Here is an 18,341-nt window from a genome sequence, read left to right on the forward strand (position 1 = left end):
GAAGAAGAGAGTGGCAACGACCCCGGGGCGGATCAGCCCCTGGCGGTACCTGGCGGCGTTCGCCGGCATCGTCGTCGTCCTGTACGCCCTGGTGTTCCTCACCGGCGACCGTAAGCCCACGCCGAAGCTGGGCATCGACCTGCAGGGCGGCACGCGGGTCACGCTGTCCGCCCGGACCGAGTCCGGCCAGGTCCCGCCGCGGGACCAGCTCATCCAGGCGCAGCAGATCATCGAGCAGCGCGTCAACGGGCTCGGCGTCAGCGGTGCCGAGGTCGTCCTGGACGGCAGCAACATCACGATCACCGTCCCGGGCGCGGAGGGCGACCAGGCCCGTTCGCTCGGTCAGACCGCGCAGCTCCGGTTCCGCCCCGTCATCGGCGGCCCGGTCGCGGCCACACCGCCTCCCGGCGCCGGCGCGGGCCAGGCGGGCGCGGCCACCCCGGCTCCCGCGGCTCCGGCGGCGCCCGCGAGCGCGCCCGCGGCCCCGGCGGGCCAGCCGCAGGGCCTCCCCGCCGGCACGAGCGACCGGGCCGTCGAGCCCGTCTCCTACTCGGCCCCGCTGCAGCAGCCGACACCCACCCCGACGCCGCCGCCGGCGCCCGCGCCCGACGCCGGCAACCCCGCGCCCGCCGATCCGAAGCTCGCCACGGCGATCGCGGAGGCGAAGGCACTGCGGCAGAGCGAGGACCCCGCGGTCCAGGCGCAGGCGTTGCAGCAACTGGACTGCAAGGCCACGGATCCCCTGCGGGGCTACGACGACCCGACCAAGCCGCTGGTCGCGTGCACCCAGGACAAGACGGGCAAGTACCTCCTCGGCCCGACGATCCTCGAGGGCACCCAGATCGCGAGCGCCACGGCGACCGCGGACCCCAATGGCGCGGGCTACGTCGTCAACTTGGACTTCAAGTCCGAGGGCTCGAAGATCTGGGGAGACTTCACCGCCGCGAACATCGGCAAGCAGTCCGCGTTCGTGCTCGACGGCGAGGTCGTCTCGGCACCGACCATCAACGGCGCGCTCTACGGCCAGACGCAGGTCAGCGGCAACTTCTCCCAGCAGCAGGCGCAGAACCTCGCGAGCGCCCTGCGCTACGGCTCGCTGCCGCTGTCGTTCGAGTCCTCGCAGGCCGAGACGGTGTCCGCGACCCTGGGCCTGGCCTCGCTGAAGGCCGGGCTGATCGCCGGCGTCGTCGGGCTCGCGCTGGTGTTCGTCTACTGCCTCTTCTACTACCGGGTGCTCGGCATCCTGACGATGCTGTCGCTGGTGCTCTCCGGCGGCGTCGTCTACGCGGTGCTGGTGCTGCTCGGGCGCTGGATCGGCTTCACGCTCGACCTCGCCGGCGTCGCCGGGTTCATCGTGGCCATCGGCATCACGGCGGACTCGTTCGTGATCTTCTTCGAACGGTTGAAGGACGAGGTCCGCGAAGGGCGGTCGTTCCGCTCGGCCGTGCCGCGCGGCTGGGTCCGCGCCCGCCGCACGATCCTGTCCGCGGACGCCGTCAGCTTCCTGGCCGCCGCGGTGCTCTACATCCTGGCCGTCGGCCAGGTGAAGGGCTTCGCGTTCACCCTCGGCATGTCGACGGTGCTGGACCTCGTCGTCGTGTTCCTGGTGACGCACCCGCTGGTCGCGCTCGCGTCGAACTCGCGGGTCTTCGGCAGCCCCGCGCTGTCCGGGCTCGGTGAGGTCGCGCGGATCGGCGCGCAACGGAAGAAGGCCGCCGCCGCGGCCGCCGGAACGAAGGGCGCGTGAGCATGAGCGCGAACACCGTCCCCACCGCCCCTGCGAAGCGCGGTGCACTGTCCCGGCTCTACACCGGCACCGGCGCGTTCGACATCGTCGGCAAGCGCAAGATCTGGTACGTCAGCTTCGGGCTGCTCGTGCTGGTCTGCATCCTGTCGATCGCCCTTCGCGGGTTCAACCTCGGCATCGACTTCACCGGCGGCTCCCAGATCCAGATGCCGGCCGCGGGCGCGAACGGCGTCGCCACCACCCAGCAGGTCGGGGACGTCTACCAGCGTTCCGTCGGGATGGGCGCCGCGTCCATCCAGTCCGCCGGCACCGGCTCGTCGGCGTCGATCCTCATCCGGTCCGAGGCGCTGAGCGAGGCGCAGGTCATCGCGCTCAAGCAGGCCCTGTTCGACGCGTTCCAGCCCCTCGGGAGCAACGGGCAGCCGTCCGCGGAGGTGATCAGCGACTCGGCGGTCAGCGGCACCTGGGGCGGCGAGATCACCCGGCAGGCGATCATCGCGCTCGCGGTGTTCCTCGTGCTGGTCACGGCGTTCCTGGCGTTCTACTTCGAGCGGTCCATGGCGATCGCGGCGCTCGTCGCCCTGGTGCACGACGTCGTGGTCACCGCGGGCGTGTACTCCATCGTCGGGTTCGAGGTCACGCCCTCGACGGTCATCGGCCTGCTGACGATCCTCGGGTTCTCCCTCTACGACACGGTCGTGGTGTTCGACAAGGTCAAGGAGAACGCCCGCGGCATCCTCGGCCTGACCAGGCGGAACTACTCCGAGATCGCCAACCTCGCGGTCAACCAGACGCTGATGCGCTCGATCAACACCTCGCTGATCGCGGTGCTGCCCGTCCTCGGGCTGATGATCGTCGGCGTCGGGCTGCTGGGCGTCGGCACGCTCGCCGACCTGGCGCTCGTGCAGATGGTCGGGATCATCGCCGGGTCGCTGTCGTCGCTGCTGCTCGCGACGCCGCTGCTCGTCGACCTGAAGATGCGGGACCCGAAGTACCAGCAGCAGGCCAAGCGGGTCGCGGCCCGCCGGGCCCGGCAGGCGACGGCCCGGGGCGCCGGGACCGACGCGCCGGAGGCGACCGACGACGAGTCGATCGCCCAGGAGCTCCGCCGCGAGAAGGCCCTGTCCGCCGCCGCGAGCACGCCGGCGCGGGCCCAGCGTGCGGCCGGCCGGCCGCAGGGCAAGTCGGGCCGGCCCGGTGGCCGGCCCAGTGGGAAGCGGAACCGATGAGCGAGGCGGCCCTGGCGGACTCCGACGACGTCGATCCCGGCTTCGAGCACGTCCGCTCCCTGATCCGGGACGTGCCGGACTACCCCCGGCCGGGGGTCCTCTTCCGGGACCTCACGCCCGTGCTCGCGGACGCGGAGGCCTTCGCCACCGTGGCGACCGAGCTCGCGGCCCGCGTCGGGCTCGCGGACGTCGTCGTCGGGATCGAGGCGCGCGGGTTCCTGGTCGGTGCGGCCGTCGCGCTCGTCGCGGGGGTCGGGGTCGTGCCGGTGCGCAAGCCCGGGAAGCTGCCGGTCGTCGCCGCGTCCCGGACCTATGACCTCGAGTACGGCACCGCCACCCTGGAGCTGCCCGCGGACACCGTCAGGCCCGGGAGCAAGGCCTTCGTCGTCGACGACGTCCTGGCCACCGGCGGTACGGCGGAGGCCACCTGCGCGCTGCTGACGGACGCCGGAGCCGAGGTCGTCGGCTTCGGGACGGTGCTGGAGCTCGCGGGGCTCGGCGGGCGGGACCGCCTCGCGGGCATCGACGTGCACTCCCTGTTCACGCTCTGATCACCGGTTCGGACGCGCCCCCGCGGGCGTGGGGACGCGGGCGCGCCGAGCTATCCTTGGACAGGTGGACGGCACCGTGATTTTCGACCGACCCACCCCCACGAGGGCGGGCCGGTGACGGGCGTCGAGCCGAGCGCTCCGCCCGCCGTCGCGGAGTACGGGCCGGACCACGCGGACGACCCGGCGAAGCCGTCGGCCACCCGCCGGGTCCGCGCGCGGATCGCCCGGCGGATGACGCCGCAGCGGGTCGCGATCGTGAAGCCGGTCCTCGAGCCGCTCGCCAGCGTGCACCGGACGTTGCACCCCAAGGCGGACCTGGTCCTGCTGCAGCGGGCGTACGACGTCGCCGAGGACAAGCACCAGCACCAGAAGCGCAAGTCCGGGGACCCCTACATCACCCACCCGCTCGCCGTGGCGACGATCCTCGCCGAGCTGGGCATGGACACGACCACGCTGGTCGCGGCCCTGCTGCACGACACCGTCGAGGACACGGACTACTCGCTGGACCGGCTGCGCCGGGACTTCGGCGAGGAGGTCGCGCACCTGGTCGACGGCGTCACCAAGCTGGACAAGGTCGAGTTCGGCACCGCGGCCGAGGCCGAGACGATCCGCAAGATGGTCGTCGCGATGGCCCGGGACCCGCGCGTACTGGTCATCAAGCTGTCGGACCGGCTGCACAACATGCGGACCATGCGGTTCCTGCCGCCGGAGAAGCAGGCGAAGAAGGCGCGCGAGACCCTCGAGGTGATGGCGCCGCTGGCGCACCGCCTGGGCATGGCGACGGTGAAGTGGGAGCTGGAGGACCTGTCCTTCGCGATCCTGCACCCGAAGAAGTACGACGAGATCGTCCGGCTCGTCGCGAACCGGGCGCCGTCCCGGGACACCTACCTCAAGCAGGTCATCGACGAGGTGACGCAGCAGCTCGACGGGGCGCGGGTGAACGCGAAGGTCGAGGGCCGGCCGAAGCACTACTACTCGATCTACCGCAAGATGATCGTCAAGGGCCGGGACTTCGACGACATCCACGACCTGGTCGGCGTGCGCGTGCTCGTCGACGAGGTGCGGGACTGCTACGCGGCGATGGGCATGGTGCACGCGCTGTGGCAGCCGATGCCGGGCCGCTTCAAGGACTACATCGCCCAGCCCCGCTACGGCGTCTACCAGTCGTTGCACACCACGGTGATCGGCCCGGACGGCAAGCCGCTGGAGGTGCAGATCCGCACCACGGAGATGCACCGCACGGCCGAGTACGGCATCGCGGCGCACTGGCGCTACAAGGAGACCCGCGGGCACAACGGCGCGCCGAGCACGGCGACCGGCACCGTCGAGGTCGACGAGATGTCCTGGATGCGGCAGCTGCTGGACTGGCAGCGGGAGGCCGCGGACCCGGGGGACTTCCTCGAGTCGCTGCGCTACGACCTGGCGGCGAAGGAGATCTTCGTCTTCACCCCCAAGGGCGACGTGATCACGCTGCCGATGGGCTCCACCCCGGTGGACTTCGCCTACGCGGTGCACACCGAGGTCGGGAACCGCTGCATCGGCTCCCGGGTCAACGGCCGGCTGGTCGCGCTCGAGCGCACGCTGGACTCGGGCGACGTCGTCGAGATCTTCACCTCGAAGGCCGAGGGCGCCGGGCCGAGCCGGGACTGGCTCGCGTTCGCCGCCTCCCCGCGCGCGAAGAACAAGATCAAGCAGTGGTTCGCGAAGGAGCGCCGCGAGGAGGCTATCGAGCAGGGCAAGGAGGCCATCACGCGCGAGGCGCGCCGCACCGGCATGCCGCTGCAGCGTCTGGTCTCCGCGGACTCGATGGCGGCCCTCGCCCGCGAGCTGCACTACCCGGACCTCTCCGGGCTCTACGCCGCGATCGGTGAGGGCCAGGCGAGCGCCCGGCACGTCATCCAACGGCTGGTGGCGCTGCTGGGCGGGGTCGAGGACGCCGAGGAGGAGCTCGCCGAGCGGGCCACGCCGTCGACGGTCCGGGTCCGGCGCGCGACCGGGGACGCCGGCGTCGTCGTCAAGGCGGACGGCGAGGACATGGGCGATCTCTACACGAAGCTCGCGCGGTGCTGCACGCCGGTGCCGGGCGACGAGATCATGGGCTTCGTGACGCGCGGGGGCTCGGTCAGCGTGCACCGCACGGACTGCACGAATGCCGCGGACCTGAAGAACCGGGCGGAGCGGCTCGTCGACGTCGCGTGGTCGGTCTCCGAGTCCTCGGTCTTCCTGGTGGCGATCCAGGTCGAGGCCCTCGACCGGCACCGGCTGCTCTCCGACGTCACGAAGGTGCTGGCGGACGAGAAGGTCAACATCCTGTCCGCGTCCGTGACGACGTCACGGGACCGGGTCGCGGTCTCCCGGTTCTCCTTCGAGATGGGCGCCCCGAAGCATCTGGGACACGTGCTGCAGGCGGTCCGCAACGTCGAGGGCGTCTACGACGTCTACCGGGTCACCAGCGCGAGCTGAGCCCGGCTCACGGCAGGCCCGACAGCAGGAGAGCCACCTTCCCGCCGGAGTCCGGCGTGAAGGTGGCTCTCCGGCCACGGCTGGTGTGGGGTCAGGCGACCTTGGCGCTCTGGATCGTCACCGGGGTGACGGGCTTGCCGTCGCCCTCGCCGTTGGAGTTGTCGGTACCGCCGGCGGCGACCTTGTCGATCGTGGCCAGGCCGGCCTGGTCGATCGTGCCGAACACGGTGTAGTCCGGCGGGAGCGTCGAGTCCGCGTAGACCAGGAAGAACTGGCTGCCGCCCGAGTTCGGCGCGGCGGTCTTCGCCATCGCGACCGTGCCGCGCGGGTAGATCACGGTGCCGCCGCCGGAGGGGGACGGCGCCAGGCCGGTCGGCGGCTCGTCCGCGATCGTGTAGCCGGGGCCGCCGGTGCCCTGGGCCGTCGGGTCGCCGCACTGCAGCACCTTCAGGCCCTCGCCGGTGGTCAGGCGGTGGCACTGGGTGTTGTCGAAGTAGCCCTGGCCGGCGAGGGACAGGAAGCTGTTGACGGTGCAGGGCGCCTTGGCGCGGTCCAGCGTCAGGCTGATCGGCCCGGCGGAGGTGCCGAGTGCGACCTCGGCGGTGCCGACGTTCGAGACGCCCGTCGTCTGCGGCGGCTGGTTCGCCTTGGCTGCGTTCGCCTCGGCGGGGTACTCGCACGAGACGGTGCCCGGTGCGGCGGCGGCCTGGGCGGTGGGGGCGGGGTCGTCCGCCCCGGAGGGCAGCGTCAGCAGCACGACCGCCACCACCACGACGACGACGACCGCGGCCGAGACGATCACCGCGGTGCGCTTCCGCTTGCGCGCGGCGTCCATCCGCCGTTGCTGCTGGTGGGCGAGCTTGCGCTTGGCCGCTTCGCGCCGCATCTGGTTCGTGGCCACGTTGTGGGGTCCTCCCGGGTCCGCTGGTCGCGTCGGAGGGTAGCGACCGTTCCTGAGAGCGCGATGTGCAGGGCGTCTAGGCTGGTCCGGTGCTCGTCGCAGGATTCCCGGCAGGGGCCTTCCAGACCAACTGCTACGTGGTGGCCCAGGCCGCGGGGGAGGCGTGCGTCGTCGTCGATCCCGGGCAGGACGCCGTCGAACCGCTCGAGGCGTTGTTGAAGGAGCATCGGCTGACGCCGGTCGCCGTCCTGCTCACCCACGGGCACTTCGACCACACCTTCAGCGTCGCCCCGGTCTGCGACGGCCACGACGTCCCGGCCTGGATCCACCCGGACGACCGGGAGATGCTCGCGGACCCGATGAAGGGCATCTCGGCGGAGTCCGCCGCCTTCTTCGGCGGCCGGCTGGAGCTGCGCGAGCCGTCGGACGTCCGGACCCTCGACGACCGGTCGTCGCTGGAGCTGGCCGGACTGCGGCTGCGGGTCGACCACACGCCGGGGCACACACCGGGATCGGTGGTCTTCACGACGGAGACCGAGGAAGGGGTCGAGGTGATCCTCGCGGGGGACACGTTGTTCGCGGGGTCGATCGGGCGGACGGACCTGCCAGGCGGCTCGCACCAGCAGCTGCTGGACAGCGTGCGGGACCGGCTGCTCGTCCGGGACGACTCCGGCGTCGTGCTGCCCGGCCACGGGCCCACGACCACGATCGGCCGGGAGCGGGCGTCGAACCCGTTCCTGCAGGACCTCTCCACCCCGGCGCGGACCGGAACGACACGGGGACGTGGACTGTGAGCACGGCGCAGGCAAAACAGACGGACAAGCAGCAGTCCTTCGCCGCGCCGAAGGGGATCCCCGAGTACGTCCCGCCGGAGTCCGCCGGGTTCACCCACGTCCGGGACACGCTCGTCGCCGCGGCGGACCGCGCGGGGTACGGGCACATCGAGCTGCCGGTCTTCGAGGACACCGGGCTGTACGCGCGGGGTGTCGGCGAGTCCACCGACGTCGTCAGCAAGGAGATGTACACCTTCTCGGACCGCGGCGGCCGCACGGTGACGCTGCGTCCGGAAGGCACCGCGGGCGTCGTCCGGTCCGTGATCGAACACGGGTTGGACCGGGCCGGGCTGCCCGTCAAGCTGCGCTACGCCGGGCCGTTCTTCCGGTACGAGCGGCCGCAGGCGGGCCGGTACCGGCAGCTGCAGCAGGTCGGGGTCGAGGCCATCGGGGTGGACGACCCGGCGCTCGACGCCGAGGTCATCGCGGTCGCGGACGAGGGGTTCAAGGCCCTCGGCCTGCGCGGATACCGCCTCGAGCTCACCTCGCTCGGCGACTCGGAGTGCCGTCCGGCCTACCGCGAGCTGCTCCAGGAGTTCCTCGCCGGGCTGCCGCTGGACGAGCCGACCCGGGAGCGTGCGCGGATCAACCCGCTGCGCGTGCTGGACGACAAGCGCCCGGAGGTCCGGGCGATGATGGCGAACGCCCCGCTGCTGCTCGACCACCTCTCGCCGGCGTCGGCGGAGCACCACGCCGCGGTCCTGGCCCACCTCGACGACCTGGGGATCGCCTACGAGGTCAACCCGCGGATGGTGCGCGGCCTGGACTACTACACGAAGACGACCTTCGAGTTCGTGCACGACGGCCTGGGCGCGCAGTCCGGGATCGGCGGCGGCGGGCGCTACGACGGCCTGATGGAGACCCTCGGCGGCCAGCCGCTGTCCGGGGTCGGATTCGGCATCGGGGTGGACCGCACGCTGCTGGCCTGCGGGGTCGAGGGCGTCCGACCGTGGTCGACGGCCCGCGCCGAGGTCTTCGGCGTCCCGCTGGGCGACGAGGCGAAGCGACGGCTGGTGGTGCTGGCCGGCCGGCTGCGCAGGCTCGGGGTGCGGGTCGACCTGTCCTACGGCGGCCGCGGGCTCAAGGGGGCGATGAAGTCCGCGGACCGTTCGGGCGCGCGGTACGCCCTGGTGCTGGGGGAGCGGGACATCGAGGCCGGGACGATCGGCGTCAAGGACCTGGTCTCCGGCGAGCAGCGGGCCGTCGCGCTGGACGCGGTGGTGGCCGAGGTGGCCGGGCTGCTGCAGGCGTGAGCCTCGCCGACCGGTCCCGGTGGGACGCGCGGCACGCGGCCGTCGGCCCGGCCGTCCCGATGCCGCCGGACGCCCTGCGCGGCCGGGAGGAGCTGCTCCCCGCCGGGGGCGGGCCCTGGACGTCGCGTGCGGGCGGGGCGCCGTCGCGGTCTGGCTGGCGCAGCGGGGACTCGCCGTCGACGCGGTCGACGTGTCCGGAGCAGGTCTGGACACCGGGCGGGCACTGGCGGCCCGGGCGGGCGTCGAGGTCCGGTTCGTCGAGGCGGACCTGGACGAGGGCCTGCCCGTGAGCGGGCCGTACGACGTCGTGGTCTGCCAGCGCTTCCGGGACCCCGCGCTCTATCCGGCGCTCGCCGAGGCCCTCGCGCCGGGCGGGCTGCTGGTGGTCACGGTCCTGTCCGAGGTCGACGACGAGCAGGGTCCGTTCCGCGCTGCCCGTGGTGAGCTCACGGCGGCGTTCGAGGACCTGACCGTGATCGCGTCGGCGGAGGCCGACGGCGAGGCGACCCTCGTCGCCCGCCGCACCCAGAATCCCTGACCCCCGCGGCGCCAGAACGTGCGTCATGGAGCCATAACGCGCTCCAGGGCGTCGAAAACGTGCGTCATGGAGCCATAACGCGCTTCGGGAGCCCGACGCGGTCAGGGCTGTTCGCGGCTCGCGACCAGGGCGGCGAGGCCGGTGGTGATCGGGACCGAGGCGACGAGGCCGATGCTCCCCACCAGCGTGCGCACGATCTCCGTCGCCACGTCCTGCGTGGTCAGCACCTGGCCCAGATTCTGCGCCGACACGGTGAAGAGCAGCATCAACGGCAGCGACGCGCCCGCGTAGGCGAGCACCAGGGTGTTCACGGCCGACGAGACGTGGTCCCGCCCGATCCGCATGCCCGCGCCGAAGAGGGCGCCCGCGCCCAGGGCCGGGTTGGCCCGCCGCAGCTCCCAGACCGCGCTGGTCTGGGTGACCGTGACGTCGTCGAGCACCCCGAGCGCCCCGATCAGGACGCCCGCGAGCAGCAACCCGCGGGCGTCGACGGGCGTGCCGAGCGTCGCGATGAGGCTGGCGGTGGTGTCGTCGAGGCCGGTGAGGCGGGCGAGCCCGGAGAACAGCGCGCTCAGGCCCGCGATCAGGGCGAGGGAGACCAACGTGCCGAGCACCGCCGTCGACGTCCGGGCGGAGAACCCGTGCGTCAGGTACAGGACCAGGAACATGATCAGGCACGACCCGACGACGGCGACCGTCAGGGGGTCCGACCCCGCCAGCACCGCCGGCAGGACGAACAGCGCCAGGACGACGAAGCTCAGCCCGAGCGCGACCAGGGCCGCGAGCCCGCGCCACCGCCCGAGGATCAGCACCGCGACGGCGAACGCCGCGGCGAGCCAGATCAGCGGACCGGTGCGCTGGAAGTCGACGACCTGGTAGGAGCCGGCGTCGAGCGGATCCCCGCCGGACCACGCCAGGACGATCTGGTCCCCGACCGCGAACCGCGGTGTCGAGGGCTCGACCGGGACGAGTTGGACGAGGTCGCGGCCTGCGACGGGCCCGTCCGCGAGCCGCAGGGTCAGACCGGTGCAGCCGCCGTCGCCGGAGCCGGGGGTGCAGTCCGCCCGGGCCGCCGCGGTGACCTGCGCGTGCAGCAGCTGCTGGGGCGGCTGGGTCGTGACCGGCGCCTCCCCGCGCGGCCAGAGCAGGACCAGCCCGACGAGCGTCGCGAGCCCGCAGGGGATCAGCAGCGCGGCGATCAGGACGCGAACGCGCCGGCCGGCCGGGGAGGCGGGGGAGTGTCCGTGTCCATGTCCGTGACCCGTGGCCGCCGGGGGGCGGGGCCGCCCGTTGCGTGTGGCTGCCGGGGTGCCGGACACCACCTCGGCGGGGCCGTGCGGATCCGTGGCGACGGGCTGCAGGGCGGTGGTCGGCCGGCGCGGCCGGGGAGAAGGCCGGCCGTCCTCGGGGCGGCGCTCCGCCGGTGGCGAGTCGCGGCCGTACTGCGCGGACGAGGCAGGTCCGGGGGGCCGGCCCGGCTCACGGGGCGGTGCCGGGACCCGGTTTCCTGCCCGCTGCCCCGGGCCGCCGGGCCGGGCGGGGGTCCCGTCGGCACCGGGCGGCGGTCCCATCGCGTCGTCGACCAGGTCCCCGACCGTCCGGGGCACGGGCGGGGGCGAGCGCCGGATCAGCGGCTGGCCGCGCCCCGGCGTCGGCGGGTCGGTGCGGCGCCGCCGGTGGCGCCCGGTGTCGGACACGGCCCGACGTTCCTCCGGTCGTCCCGGCACTCGCGGATGCACGCCGCCATCCTGCCCAACCGGTCACGGAGGTGTGCCATCGCTTCACTCGGTCGTGTCACCTCCCGGTTCGGGCGATCACCGAGAGCAGCAGGACCACCAGCAGTCCGACCACCGAGATGACGGTCTCCATCACCGACCAGCTCCTGATGGTCTGCCCGACCGTCGGCCCGAGGCGCTCCTCGACCAGCCAGAACCCGGCATCGTCGACGTGGGAGAAGAACAGCGAGCCCGCCCCGACGGCGATCCCGAGGAGCGCCGCGACGACGAGCTGCGTGCTCCCCACCGCCGGGGTGGCCGGCGGGGCCCGGGCCAGGACCAGGGCGGTCACGGCGCGGTCCTCGGCAGGGCGACGCCGTGCGCGGCGAGGGCCTCGGCGGCCTCGTCCACCACGGCGGCGACGTCGTTCTCGGCGCCGACCTCGATCCCCGACTCATCGGCCTCGAGCGGTTCGAGGGTCGCGATCTGGCTGCCCAGCAGGGACGCGGGCATGTAGTGGCCGGTGCGGTGCTCGAGCCGCTCCCGCAGTGCGTCCTGCGACGCGACGAGATGGACGAACCTGACCGACGGGTGCCCGTCGGTCAGGATGTCCCGGTAGGGGCGGCGCAGCGCCGAGCAGGTCAGCACGGCGTTGCGCCCCGCCGCCTCCTGCTCACCGATCCACTCCGCGACCCGGTGCAGCCACGGCCACCGATCCTCGTCGGTCAGCGGGTGGCCGGCGGCCATCTTCCGCTGGTTGGCCTCGGGATGGAGCTCGTCCCCCTCGGCGAACGCCCAGCCCGTGCGACGCACGAGCTCCGCCGCGACGGTGGTCTTCCCCACCCCGGAGGCCCCCATCACGATCAACGTCGTGGTGCTCGGTGCTGCGGTCATGGCTGCCAGCCTCCGACATCGTCCGAACTACCGCGCACCCGGCCGCCGAGCAAGATCTGGCGCTGCGATCGAATGTATGTTCGAATAGAGGGGTGCGATGGAGCGGACAGCAGGTACTGGACGACGGGATCGGCGACGACGCCGCGCTGCCGGGCCTGCGCGGCCTCCTGCGCTCCGTCCGCACGCCCGAGTTCGCCGGCACGGTGTTCCACGAGGTGGAGGCCAAGTCCGCGTTGAACCGGGTTCCCGGGTCGTCGCCGATGCCGTTCTCCTGGACCGTCAACCCCTACCGCGGCTGCTCCCACGCGTGCGTCTACTGCCTCGCCGGGGACACCCGTGTCCTGCTCGCGGACGGCCGCACCCGGCCGATCGCCGAGCTCCCGGGAAGGCGACATGGTGCTCGGCACCCGTCCCGCGGGGCCGGACGGGCGCCGGGTCTACGTGCGGACGAGCGTGCTCGCCCACTGGTCCACCCGGCGGCCGGCCCACCGGGTCACCCTGGCGGACGGGACGCGGCTGGTCACCAGCGGCGAGCACCGCTTCCTCACGGACCGGGGCTGGCGGCACGTCGCGCCGGGCTGGTGCCGCGGCGGCCGCCGCCCGCACCTGCGGCAGGGGAGCGTCCTGCGCGGGCCGGGCGCGGCGGCCGTCGGCGCGGGATCCGGGGAGCGGCGCGAGGACGGCCCGTACCGCGACGGCTACCTGTGCGGCCTGGTCCGCGTGGACGGCGCCCCCGGGCGGACGGCCCCGGGGGAGGCGTTCCCGTCGGACTGGCTCGAGCTGGAGGCGCTCGGGCGGGCGCACCACCTCATCGCGGGCCTGCGGGACCCCGTGCCGGTGGGGACCGGGGCGCAGCCGGCCCTGTCGCGCGTCGTGGGCCGGCCGGACGCGCCGTGCGTCGCCTGGTTCGAGGGGTTCGTCGCCGGGGTGCTCGACGCGGCGGGTGAGGTGTCCGGCGGAGCGCTGCGGATCGTCACGGCGGACGGCCTGCTGATGCGTCGCGCGGCGGACGCCCTGCGGCGCCTGGGCTTCCGGGTGGGGGTCGAGGCCGGCCCGGTGCGGGGCGGGAGGTCCCTGCGGCTGCTCGGCGGCGCGGCGGAGCACCTGCGGCTGATCCGGACCGTGGACCCCGCGGTGGCCCGGCTGCGGGACCTCGACGGCGCATTGCTGGAGCCGCCGCCGGAGGGCGGGCAGGAGGTCGTGTCCGTCGAGCGGCTGGACGTCGAGATGCCCATGTACGACCTCACCACCGGCACCGGGGACTTCGTGGCCGAGGGCGTGGTCAGCCACAACTGCTTCGCCCGCAACACCCACACCTACCTCGACCTGGACGCGGGCAAGGACTTCGACAGCCAGATCGTCGTGAAGGTCAACGTTGCCCGGGTGCTCGAACGCGAGCTGGCCGCGCCGCGCTGGAAGCGCGAGCCGGTCGCCCTGGGCACCAACACGGACCCGTACCAGCGCGCCGAGGGGCGCTACCGGCTGATGCCCGGCATCATCCGGGCGCTCGCCGGCTCCGGGACGCCGTTCTCCGTGCTCACCAAGGGGACGGTGCTCGGCCGGGACCTGCCGGAGCTCACCGCCGCGGCGCGGGACGTGCCCGTCGGGCTCGGGGTGTCGATCGCGCTGCTGGACCGGGGGCTGCAGTCACACCTGGAACCCGGCACGCCGTCCTCGCAGGCGCGGCTGGACCTCGTCCGCCGGATCATCGACGCGGGCCTGAGCTGCGGGGTCATGGTCGCCCCGGTGCTGCCGCACCTCACGGACTCACCCGAGGCGCTCGACGCGGTGCTCGGCCGGATCGCGGCGGCGGGGGCCACCGGGGCGAGCGTGCTGGCCCTGCACCTGCGTCCGGGCACGCGGGAGTGGTTCATGGCATGGCTGGCGCGGGAGTATCCGGCGCTCGTGCGGCGCTACGAGCGGCTCTACCGGCGCGGCGCGTACGTCGACCCGGCCTACCGGAAGGCTCTGGGCGAGCGGGTGGCGCCGCTGCTGCGCCGGCACGGGCTCACCGGCGGGGTCACGACGCCGAGGAGCCGGGCCCTGAGGAGCCGGGCATCGCGGGGCCAGGTGGGGAGCGTCGCCGCGGAGCCCTCCGGGTGCAGCACCGAGCAGCTGACCCTCCTGTGACGCCCGGGGGAGCATCGGAGCGAAACCTGCCCGCGGACCCCGGGTGGTACCCGGATAGCCTCTTGTCTCGTGATGCGTTCCCACCCTGTCGGCACCCTTCGTGCCGAGCACGCCGGCCAGACCGTGACCCTCGCCGGATGGGTGGCCCGTCGCCGCGATCACGGCGGCGTCATCTTCATCGACCTGCGGGACGCCTCCGGTTCCGCCCAGGTCGTCTTCCGCGAGGGCGAGATGGCGGAGCGGGCGCACCGGCTGCGTTCCGAGTTCTGTGTCCAGGTGACCGGCGAGGTCGTCCGGCGGCCCGCCGGCAACGAGAACCCCGAGCTCGCCACCGGCGCCATCGAGGTCACGGTGACGGACCTGACGGTCCTCTCCGAGTCGGCGCCGCTGCCGTTCCCGATCGAGGGGGACGTCGAGGTCGGTGAGGAGATCCGCCTCAAGTACCGCTACCTGGACCTGCGCCGCTCGGGCCCGGCCTCGGCGATGAGGCTGCGCAGCGCGGTGAACCGCGCCGCGCGCGCGGTGCTCGACGAGCGGGACTTCGTCGAGATCGAGACGCCGACGCTCACCCGCTCGACGCCCGAGGGCGCGCGGGACTTCCTGGTCCCCGCCCGGCTGCGGCCCGGCTCCTGGTACGCGCTGCCGCAGAGCCCGCAGCTGTTCAAGCAGCTCCTGATGGTCGGCGGCATGGAGCGGTACTACCAGATCGCCCGCTGCTACCGGGACGAGGACTTCCGCGCGGACCGCCAGCCGGAGTTCACCCAGCTGGACATCGAGATGAGCTTCGTCGAGCAGGACGACGTGCTCGCGCTCGCCGAGGAGATCCTCGCCTCGCTGTGGAAGCTCGTGGACCACGAGATCCCCCGTCCCATCCGGCGCATCAGCTACGCCGAGGCGATGGACCGCTACGGCTCGGACAAGCCGGACCTGCGCTACGACATCGAGCTCACCCGAGCCGACGTCCTACTTCTCCGGCACCGCCTTCCGGGTGTTCCAGAACCCGTACGTCGGCGCCGTCGTCATGCCGGGCGGGGCGAGCCAGCCCCGCAAGCAGCTCGACGCGTGGCAGGAGTGGGCCAAGCAGCGCGGCGCCCGCGGGCTCGCGTACGTGCTGGTGGACGCCGACGGGACCGTCTCCGAGAAGGGCCCGGTCACCAAGAACCTGTCCGAGTCCGAGCGGGCGGGGCTGCCCGCGGCCGTCGGCGCGAAGCCGGGCGACGCCATCTTCTTCGCGGCCGGCCGGCCGAACGAGGCCCGGACGCTGCTCGGCGCCGCCCGCCAGGAGATCGCCCGCCGGATCGGCGCCATCGACGAGAACGCCTGGTCCTTCGTCTGGGTCGTCGACTTCCCGCTGTTCGAGTCCGCGGACGAGACGGACGACGTGGCCGTCGGGCACGGCAAGTGGACGGCGCTGCACCACGCGTTCACCTCGCCGACCCCGGACTGGATCGACAAGTTCGAGTCGGACCCCGGCAACGCCCTGGCCTACGCCTACGACATCGTCTGCAACGGCAACGAGATCGGCGGCGGGTCGATCCGTATCCACCGCGCGGACGTGCAGAAGCGCGTCTTCGAGATCATGGGTCTGAGCGAGGAGGAGGCGCAGGAGAAGTTCGGCTTCCTCCTCGACGCCTTCGCCTACGGCCCGCCCCCGCACGGCGGCATCGCCTTCGGCTGGGACCGGATCACCGCGCTGCTCGCGGGTGTGGACTCGATCCGCGAGGTCATCGCCTTCCCGAAGACCGGCGGCGGATACGACCCGCTGACCGGCGCGCCCGCGCCGATCACGCCGGAGCAGCGCAAGGAGGCGGGCGTGGACTGGGTCCCGCCGAGGCTTCCCGCAGCGCCCGCCGGGACGGACCCGGCTACCGCGGCCGCGAAGGCGGACACCGAGGGCGGCGGCGCCTGACCCACCGCCGACGGGCCCCGGGTACGGCGTCGTGCTGCATCTGCGGGTGATCTCCCCGCCTGCCACGACGGACGACCTCGTCGCGCTGCTCGAGGCCGAGCGGGGAGTGGCCCACCTGACGGTGCTGCGCGGTGCCGCCGTACGCCCCGAGGGAGACCTGGTCCAGGCCGATGTGGCCCGGGAGTGCGTGGACGACCTGCTGGCCCGGCTCACCGGGCTCGGGCTGGACCACTCCGGCGGGATCACGCTCGAGGCGCTGGACACGGTCCTGTCCGACGCGGCGGACGAGGCCGAGGAGGCCGCGCCCGGCGAGGGTACGGACGCCGTCGTCTGGGACGAGCTGATCAGCCGGACCGGCGAGGAGTCACGGCTGTCCGTCAGCTTCCAGGCGTTCCTCACCATCGCCTGCCTGCTCGCGGCGGTCGGGGCGATCACGGACTCGCCCGTGACGGTCGTCGGGGCGATGGTGCTCGGCCCGGAGTTCGGCCCGCTCGCCGCGATCGCGGTCGGTCTCGTGCTGCGGCGCGGGGACCTCGTGCGGCGGGGTGCGCTCGCGCTCGGCGTCGGCTTCGTGCTCGCCATGACCGTCACCGCCCTCGCCACGCTGGCGTTCGACGCCGTGGGGCTGCTGGCCGCCGGCGCGCTGGACCAGCTCGACCAGGTCGAGTTCATCTACCAGGTCGGGCCGTTCTCGCTGATCGTCGCGCTGCTGGCCGGCCTGGCCGGGATGCTGGCCCTCACCTCCGCGAAGTCCGCGTCGCTCGTCGGCGTCTTCATCTCGGTGACGACGGTCCCCGCGGCGGCCTTCGCATCGGTCGCCGCGGTGGAGGGCCGCTGGGCCGAGGCCGGCTCCTCGGCGGTGCAGCTGGTGGTCAACCTGGTGGGGATCGTGGTCGCGGCCGCGCTCGGTCTGCTGCTCGCGCGGCGGGTCCGCCCGCGATGGGGGCGTGGCCGACCGCTCTCCTCCGGGTAAGGTTCCCTGCGATGTCTGGTGACCTGGCTGATTTCCCCAGGCCGGTGCTCGCCGCGCTGGCTGCTGCGGAGCGTCTCCTGACGAGGCGCGCCGGGGCCACCGTCGTCCTCGCGGACCCGGAGGACCTCGGCGGCAGTGAGCGGTCGGTCGTCGCGCGGGCCCGGGTCGCCCGCAACCCGTTCTCGCTGCCGCGCACTCTCGTCGTGAAGCACTACCTCGGCGAGCCGGCGGCGGACCTGCCGGACCCGTTCCACTACGAGGTCGCCAGCTGCCAGCTGTTCACCGCGCTGCCCGCCGACGCGCGGCCGAGCCCGGTGATCATCGCGCACGACCCGGCGGCGCGGCTGCTGGTCCTGGAGGATCTGGGCCGCAGCTCCACGCTGGCGGACAAGCTGTTCTCCCCCGACGCCGCGACCGCGCAACGGTGCCTGCTGAGCTGGGCCCGGGCCGTCGGCCGGATGCAGGCGGCCACGGCGGGGCGGGAGGGGGACTTCGAGGCGCTCCTGCGCCGACAGGGTGAGCGGACCCGCCGGGACCCGATCACCGACCAGGCGGCCGAGGCCTTCACGGGCCTGCCGGGGCTGCTGAAGGAGGTCCTCGGCGTCGACACGCCGCTCGCGGCCGAGCACGAGGTGCACGAGACCACCCGGCTGCTCGGGGGACGCGCTACCGGGCGTTCAGCCCGTCGGAAACCTGCCCGGACAACAACCTCGTCACCAGCCGCGGCGTGCGGTTCGTGGACTTCGAGTGGGGCTGCTTCCGGGACGTCGCGCTGGATGCCGCGTACTTCCGCGTCCCGTTCCCGGGCTGTGAGTCCAGCTTCGCGCTGCCGCCCGGGATGTCCGAGGCGATGCTCGAGGCCTGGCGGAACGAGGTCGCCGCCGTCTGGCCGGACCTGGACGACCCGGAGCTGCTCGACGAGCGGCTACGGGACGCCCAGCTGCTCTGGGTCTGGCTGTGCACCTGGGGGCTGCTGCCCCGCATCCGGGAGAAGGACACCCTCGCCGGGCCCGACCCGAGCCGGTCCCCGCGGATCAGCTCGGTGCTGGGGGGCTACTGGCGGCGCGTCGGCGAGCAGGCGGACACCGCGGGCCGCCCCGGCACGGCGAAGCTCGCCGAGGCGATCCTCACCGCGCTCGCCGCGCGATTCACCGACACCCCGCCCGACCTGCCGCTGTACCCGGCCTTCCGCGCCGCCGGCTGAG

General features: G+C 73.5%; 14 protein-coding genes and 2 pseudogenes. 11 read left to right on the forward strand and 5 right to left on the reverse strand.

What is annotated here, in order from left to right; translation table 11 throughout:
• Positions 1–10: 10 nt before the first annotated feature.
• The 4 genes from secD (at position 11) to WBK50_RS14625 (ending at position 5,990) form a co-directional block, all read left to right on the forward strand.
• Positions 11–1,747 carry a protein translocase subunit SecD gene (gene secD, locus WBK50_RS14610; protein WP_341336140.1) on the forward strand — a complete coding sequence of 579 codons (1,737 nt, stop codon included), beginning with the start codon at positions 11–13 and terminating at the stop codon, positions 1,745–1,747.
• Positions 1,748–1,749: 2 nt separating this feature from the next.
• Positions 1,750–2,976 carry a protein translocase subunit SecF gene (gene secF / locus WBK50_RS14615; protein WP_341336141.1) on the forward strand — a complete coding sequence of 409 codons (1,227 nt, stop codon included), beginning with the start codon at positions 1,750–1,752 and terminating at the stop codon, positions 2,974–2,976.
• Complete coding sequence (locus WBK50_RS14620) at positions 2,973–3,527, forward strand: adenine phosphoribosyltransferase (RefSeq protein ID WP_341336142.1); 555 nt, start codon at positions 2,973–2,975, stop codon at positions 3,525–3,527. Before secF ends, WBK50_RS14620 begins: the two co-directional genes overlap by 4 nt.
• Before the next feature lie 114 nt (positions 3,528–3,641).
• On the forward strand, positions 3,642–5,990 hold the full coding sequence (locus tag WBK50_RS14625) for a RelA/SpoT family protein (protein WP_341336143.1): 2,349 nt from the start codon (positions 3,642–3,644) through the stop codon (positions 5,988–5,990).
• Between the two features lie 91 nt (positions 5,991–6,081).
• Here WBK50_RS14625 and WBK50_RS14630 read toward each other — a convergent pair whose 3' ends face one another.
• Positions 6,082–6,891, reverse strand: coding sequence for a peptidylprolyl isomerase (locus tag WBK50_RS14630; protein WP_341336144.1), 810 nt, complete (start codon positions 6,889–6,891; stop codon positions 6,082–6,084).
• A gap of 89 nt (positions 6,892–6,980) precedes the next feature.
• Between WBK50_RS14630 and WBK50_RS14635 the strand changes: the two genes are divergently transcribed.
• From WBK50_RS14635 to WBK50_RS14645, 3 genes are read left to right on the forward strand one after another with little or no spacing between them, the layout of a single operon-like run.
• A complete protein-coding gene (locus WBK50_RS14635; RefSeq protein WP_341336145.1) occupies positions 6,981–7,685 on the forward strand; it encodes an MBL fold metallo-hydrolase in 705 nt (234 codons plus the stop codon).
• On the forward strand, positions 7,682–8,977 hold the full coding sequence (hisS, locus tag WBK50_RS14640) for a histidine--tRNA ligase (RefSeq protein ID WP_341336146.1): 1,296 nt from the start codon (positions 7,682–7,684) through the stop codon (positions 8,975–8,977). The genes WBK50_RS14635 and hisS overlap by 4 nt, the downstream gene beginning before the upstream one ends.
• A gap of 19 nt (positions 8,978–8,996) precedes the next feature.
• Complete coding sequence (locus WBK50_RS14645) at positions 8,997–9,515, forward strand: class I SAM-dependent methyltransferase (protein WP_341336147.1); 519 nt, start codon at positions 8,997–8,999, stop codon at positions 9,513–9,515.
• Positions 9,516–9,616: 101 nt separating this feature from the next.
• On the opposite strand, the gene WBK50_RS14650 is transcribed toward WBK50_RS14645, so the two are convergent.
• The 3 genes and pseudogenes from WBK50_RS14650 to WBK50_RS14660 form a co-directional block, all read right to left on the reverse strand.
• Entirely contained in the window at positions 9,617–11,212 is a 1,596-nt protein-coding gene (locus WBK50_RS14650) for a YibE/F family protein (RefSeq protein WP_341336148.1), read from the reverse strand.
• 97 nt (positions 11,213–11,309) lie between these two features.
• Positions 11,310–11,513, reverse strand: a pseudogene (locus tag WBK50_RS14655) (GntT/GntP/DsdX family permease); the annotation flags it as partial.
• Between the two features lie 65 nt (positions 11,514–11,578).
• On the reverse strand, positions 11,579–12,124 hold the full coding sequence (locus WBK50_RS14660) for a gluconokinase (RefSeq protein WP_341336150.1): 546 nt from the start codon (positions 12,122–12,124) through the stop codon (positions 11,579–11,581).
• A 393-nt stretch (positions 12,125–12,517) separates the two neighbouring features.
• Between WBK50_RS14660 and WBK50_RS14665 the strand changes: the two genes are divergently transcribed.
• The 3 genes and pseudogenes from WBK50_RS14665 (at position 12,518) to WBK50_RS14675 (ending at position 17,136) form a co-directional block, all read left to right on the forward strand.
• Positions 12,518–14,254: a radical SAM protein gene (locus WBK50_RS14665; protein ID WP_341336151.1), complete on the forward strand. Its 1,737-nt coding sequence runs from the start codon at positions 12,518–12,520 to the stop codon at positions 14,252–14,254.
• A 72-nt stretch (positions 14,255–14,326) separates the two neighbouring features.
• Positions 14,327–16,163, forward strand: a pseudogene (gene aspS / locus WBK50_RS14670) (aspartate--tRNA ligase).
• Between the two features lie 31 nt (positions 16,164–16,194).
• The gene (locus tag WBK50_RS14675) at positions 16,195–17,136 is read left to right on the forward strand and encodes a DUF389 domain-containing protein (protein ID WP_341336152.1); all 942 of its coding nucleotides are present in this window, start codon (positions 16,195–16,197) and stop codon (positions 17,134–17,136) included.
• A 253-nt stretch (positions 17,137–17,389) separates the two neighbouring features.
• Here the strand turns inward: WBK50_RS14675 and WBK50_RS14680 are convergent, their stop codons facing one another.
• The gene (locus tag WBK50_RS14680) at positions 17,390–17,527 is read right to left on the reverse strand and encodes a hypothetical protein (protein ID WP_341336153.1); all 138 of its coding nucleotides are present in this window, start codon (positions 17,525–17,527) and stop codon (positions 17,390–17,392) included.
• Positions 17,528–17,863: 336 nt separating this feature from the next.
• Between WBK50_RS14680 and WBK50_RS14685 the strand changes: the two genes are divergently transcribed.
• Positions 17,864–18,340: a hypothetical protein gene (locus WBK50_RS14685; protein WP_341336154.1), complete on the forward strand. Its 477-nt coding sequence runs from the start codon at positions 17,864–17,866 to the stop codon at positions 18,338–18,340.
• Position 18,341 lies beyond the last annotated feature (1 nt).

Origin of the sequence: Pseudonocardia sp. T1-2H (genome assembly GCF_038039215.1) — a bacterium.
Taxonomy (GTDB): Bacteria; Actinomycetota; Actinomycetes; order Mycobacteriales; family Pseudonocardiaceae; genus Pseudonocardia.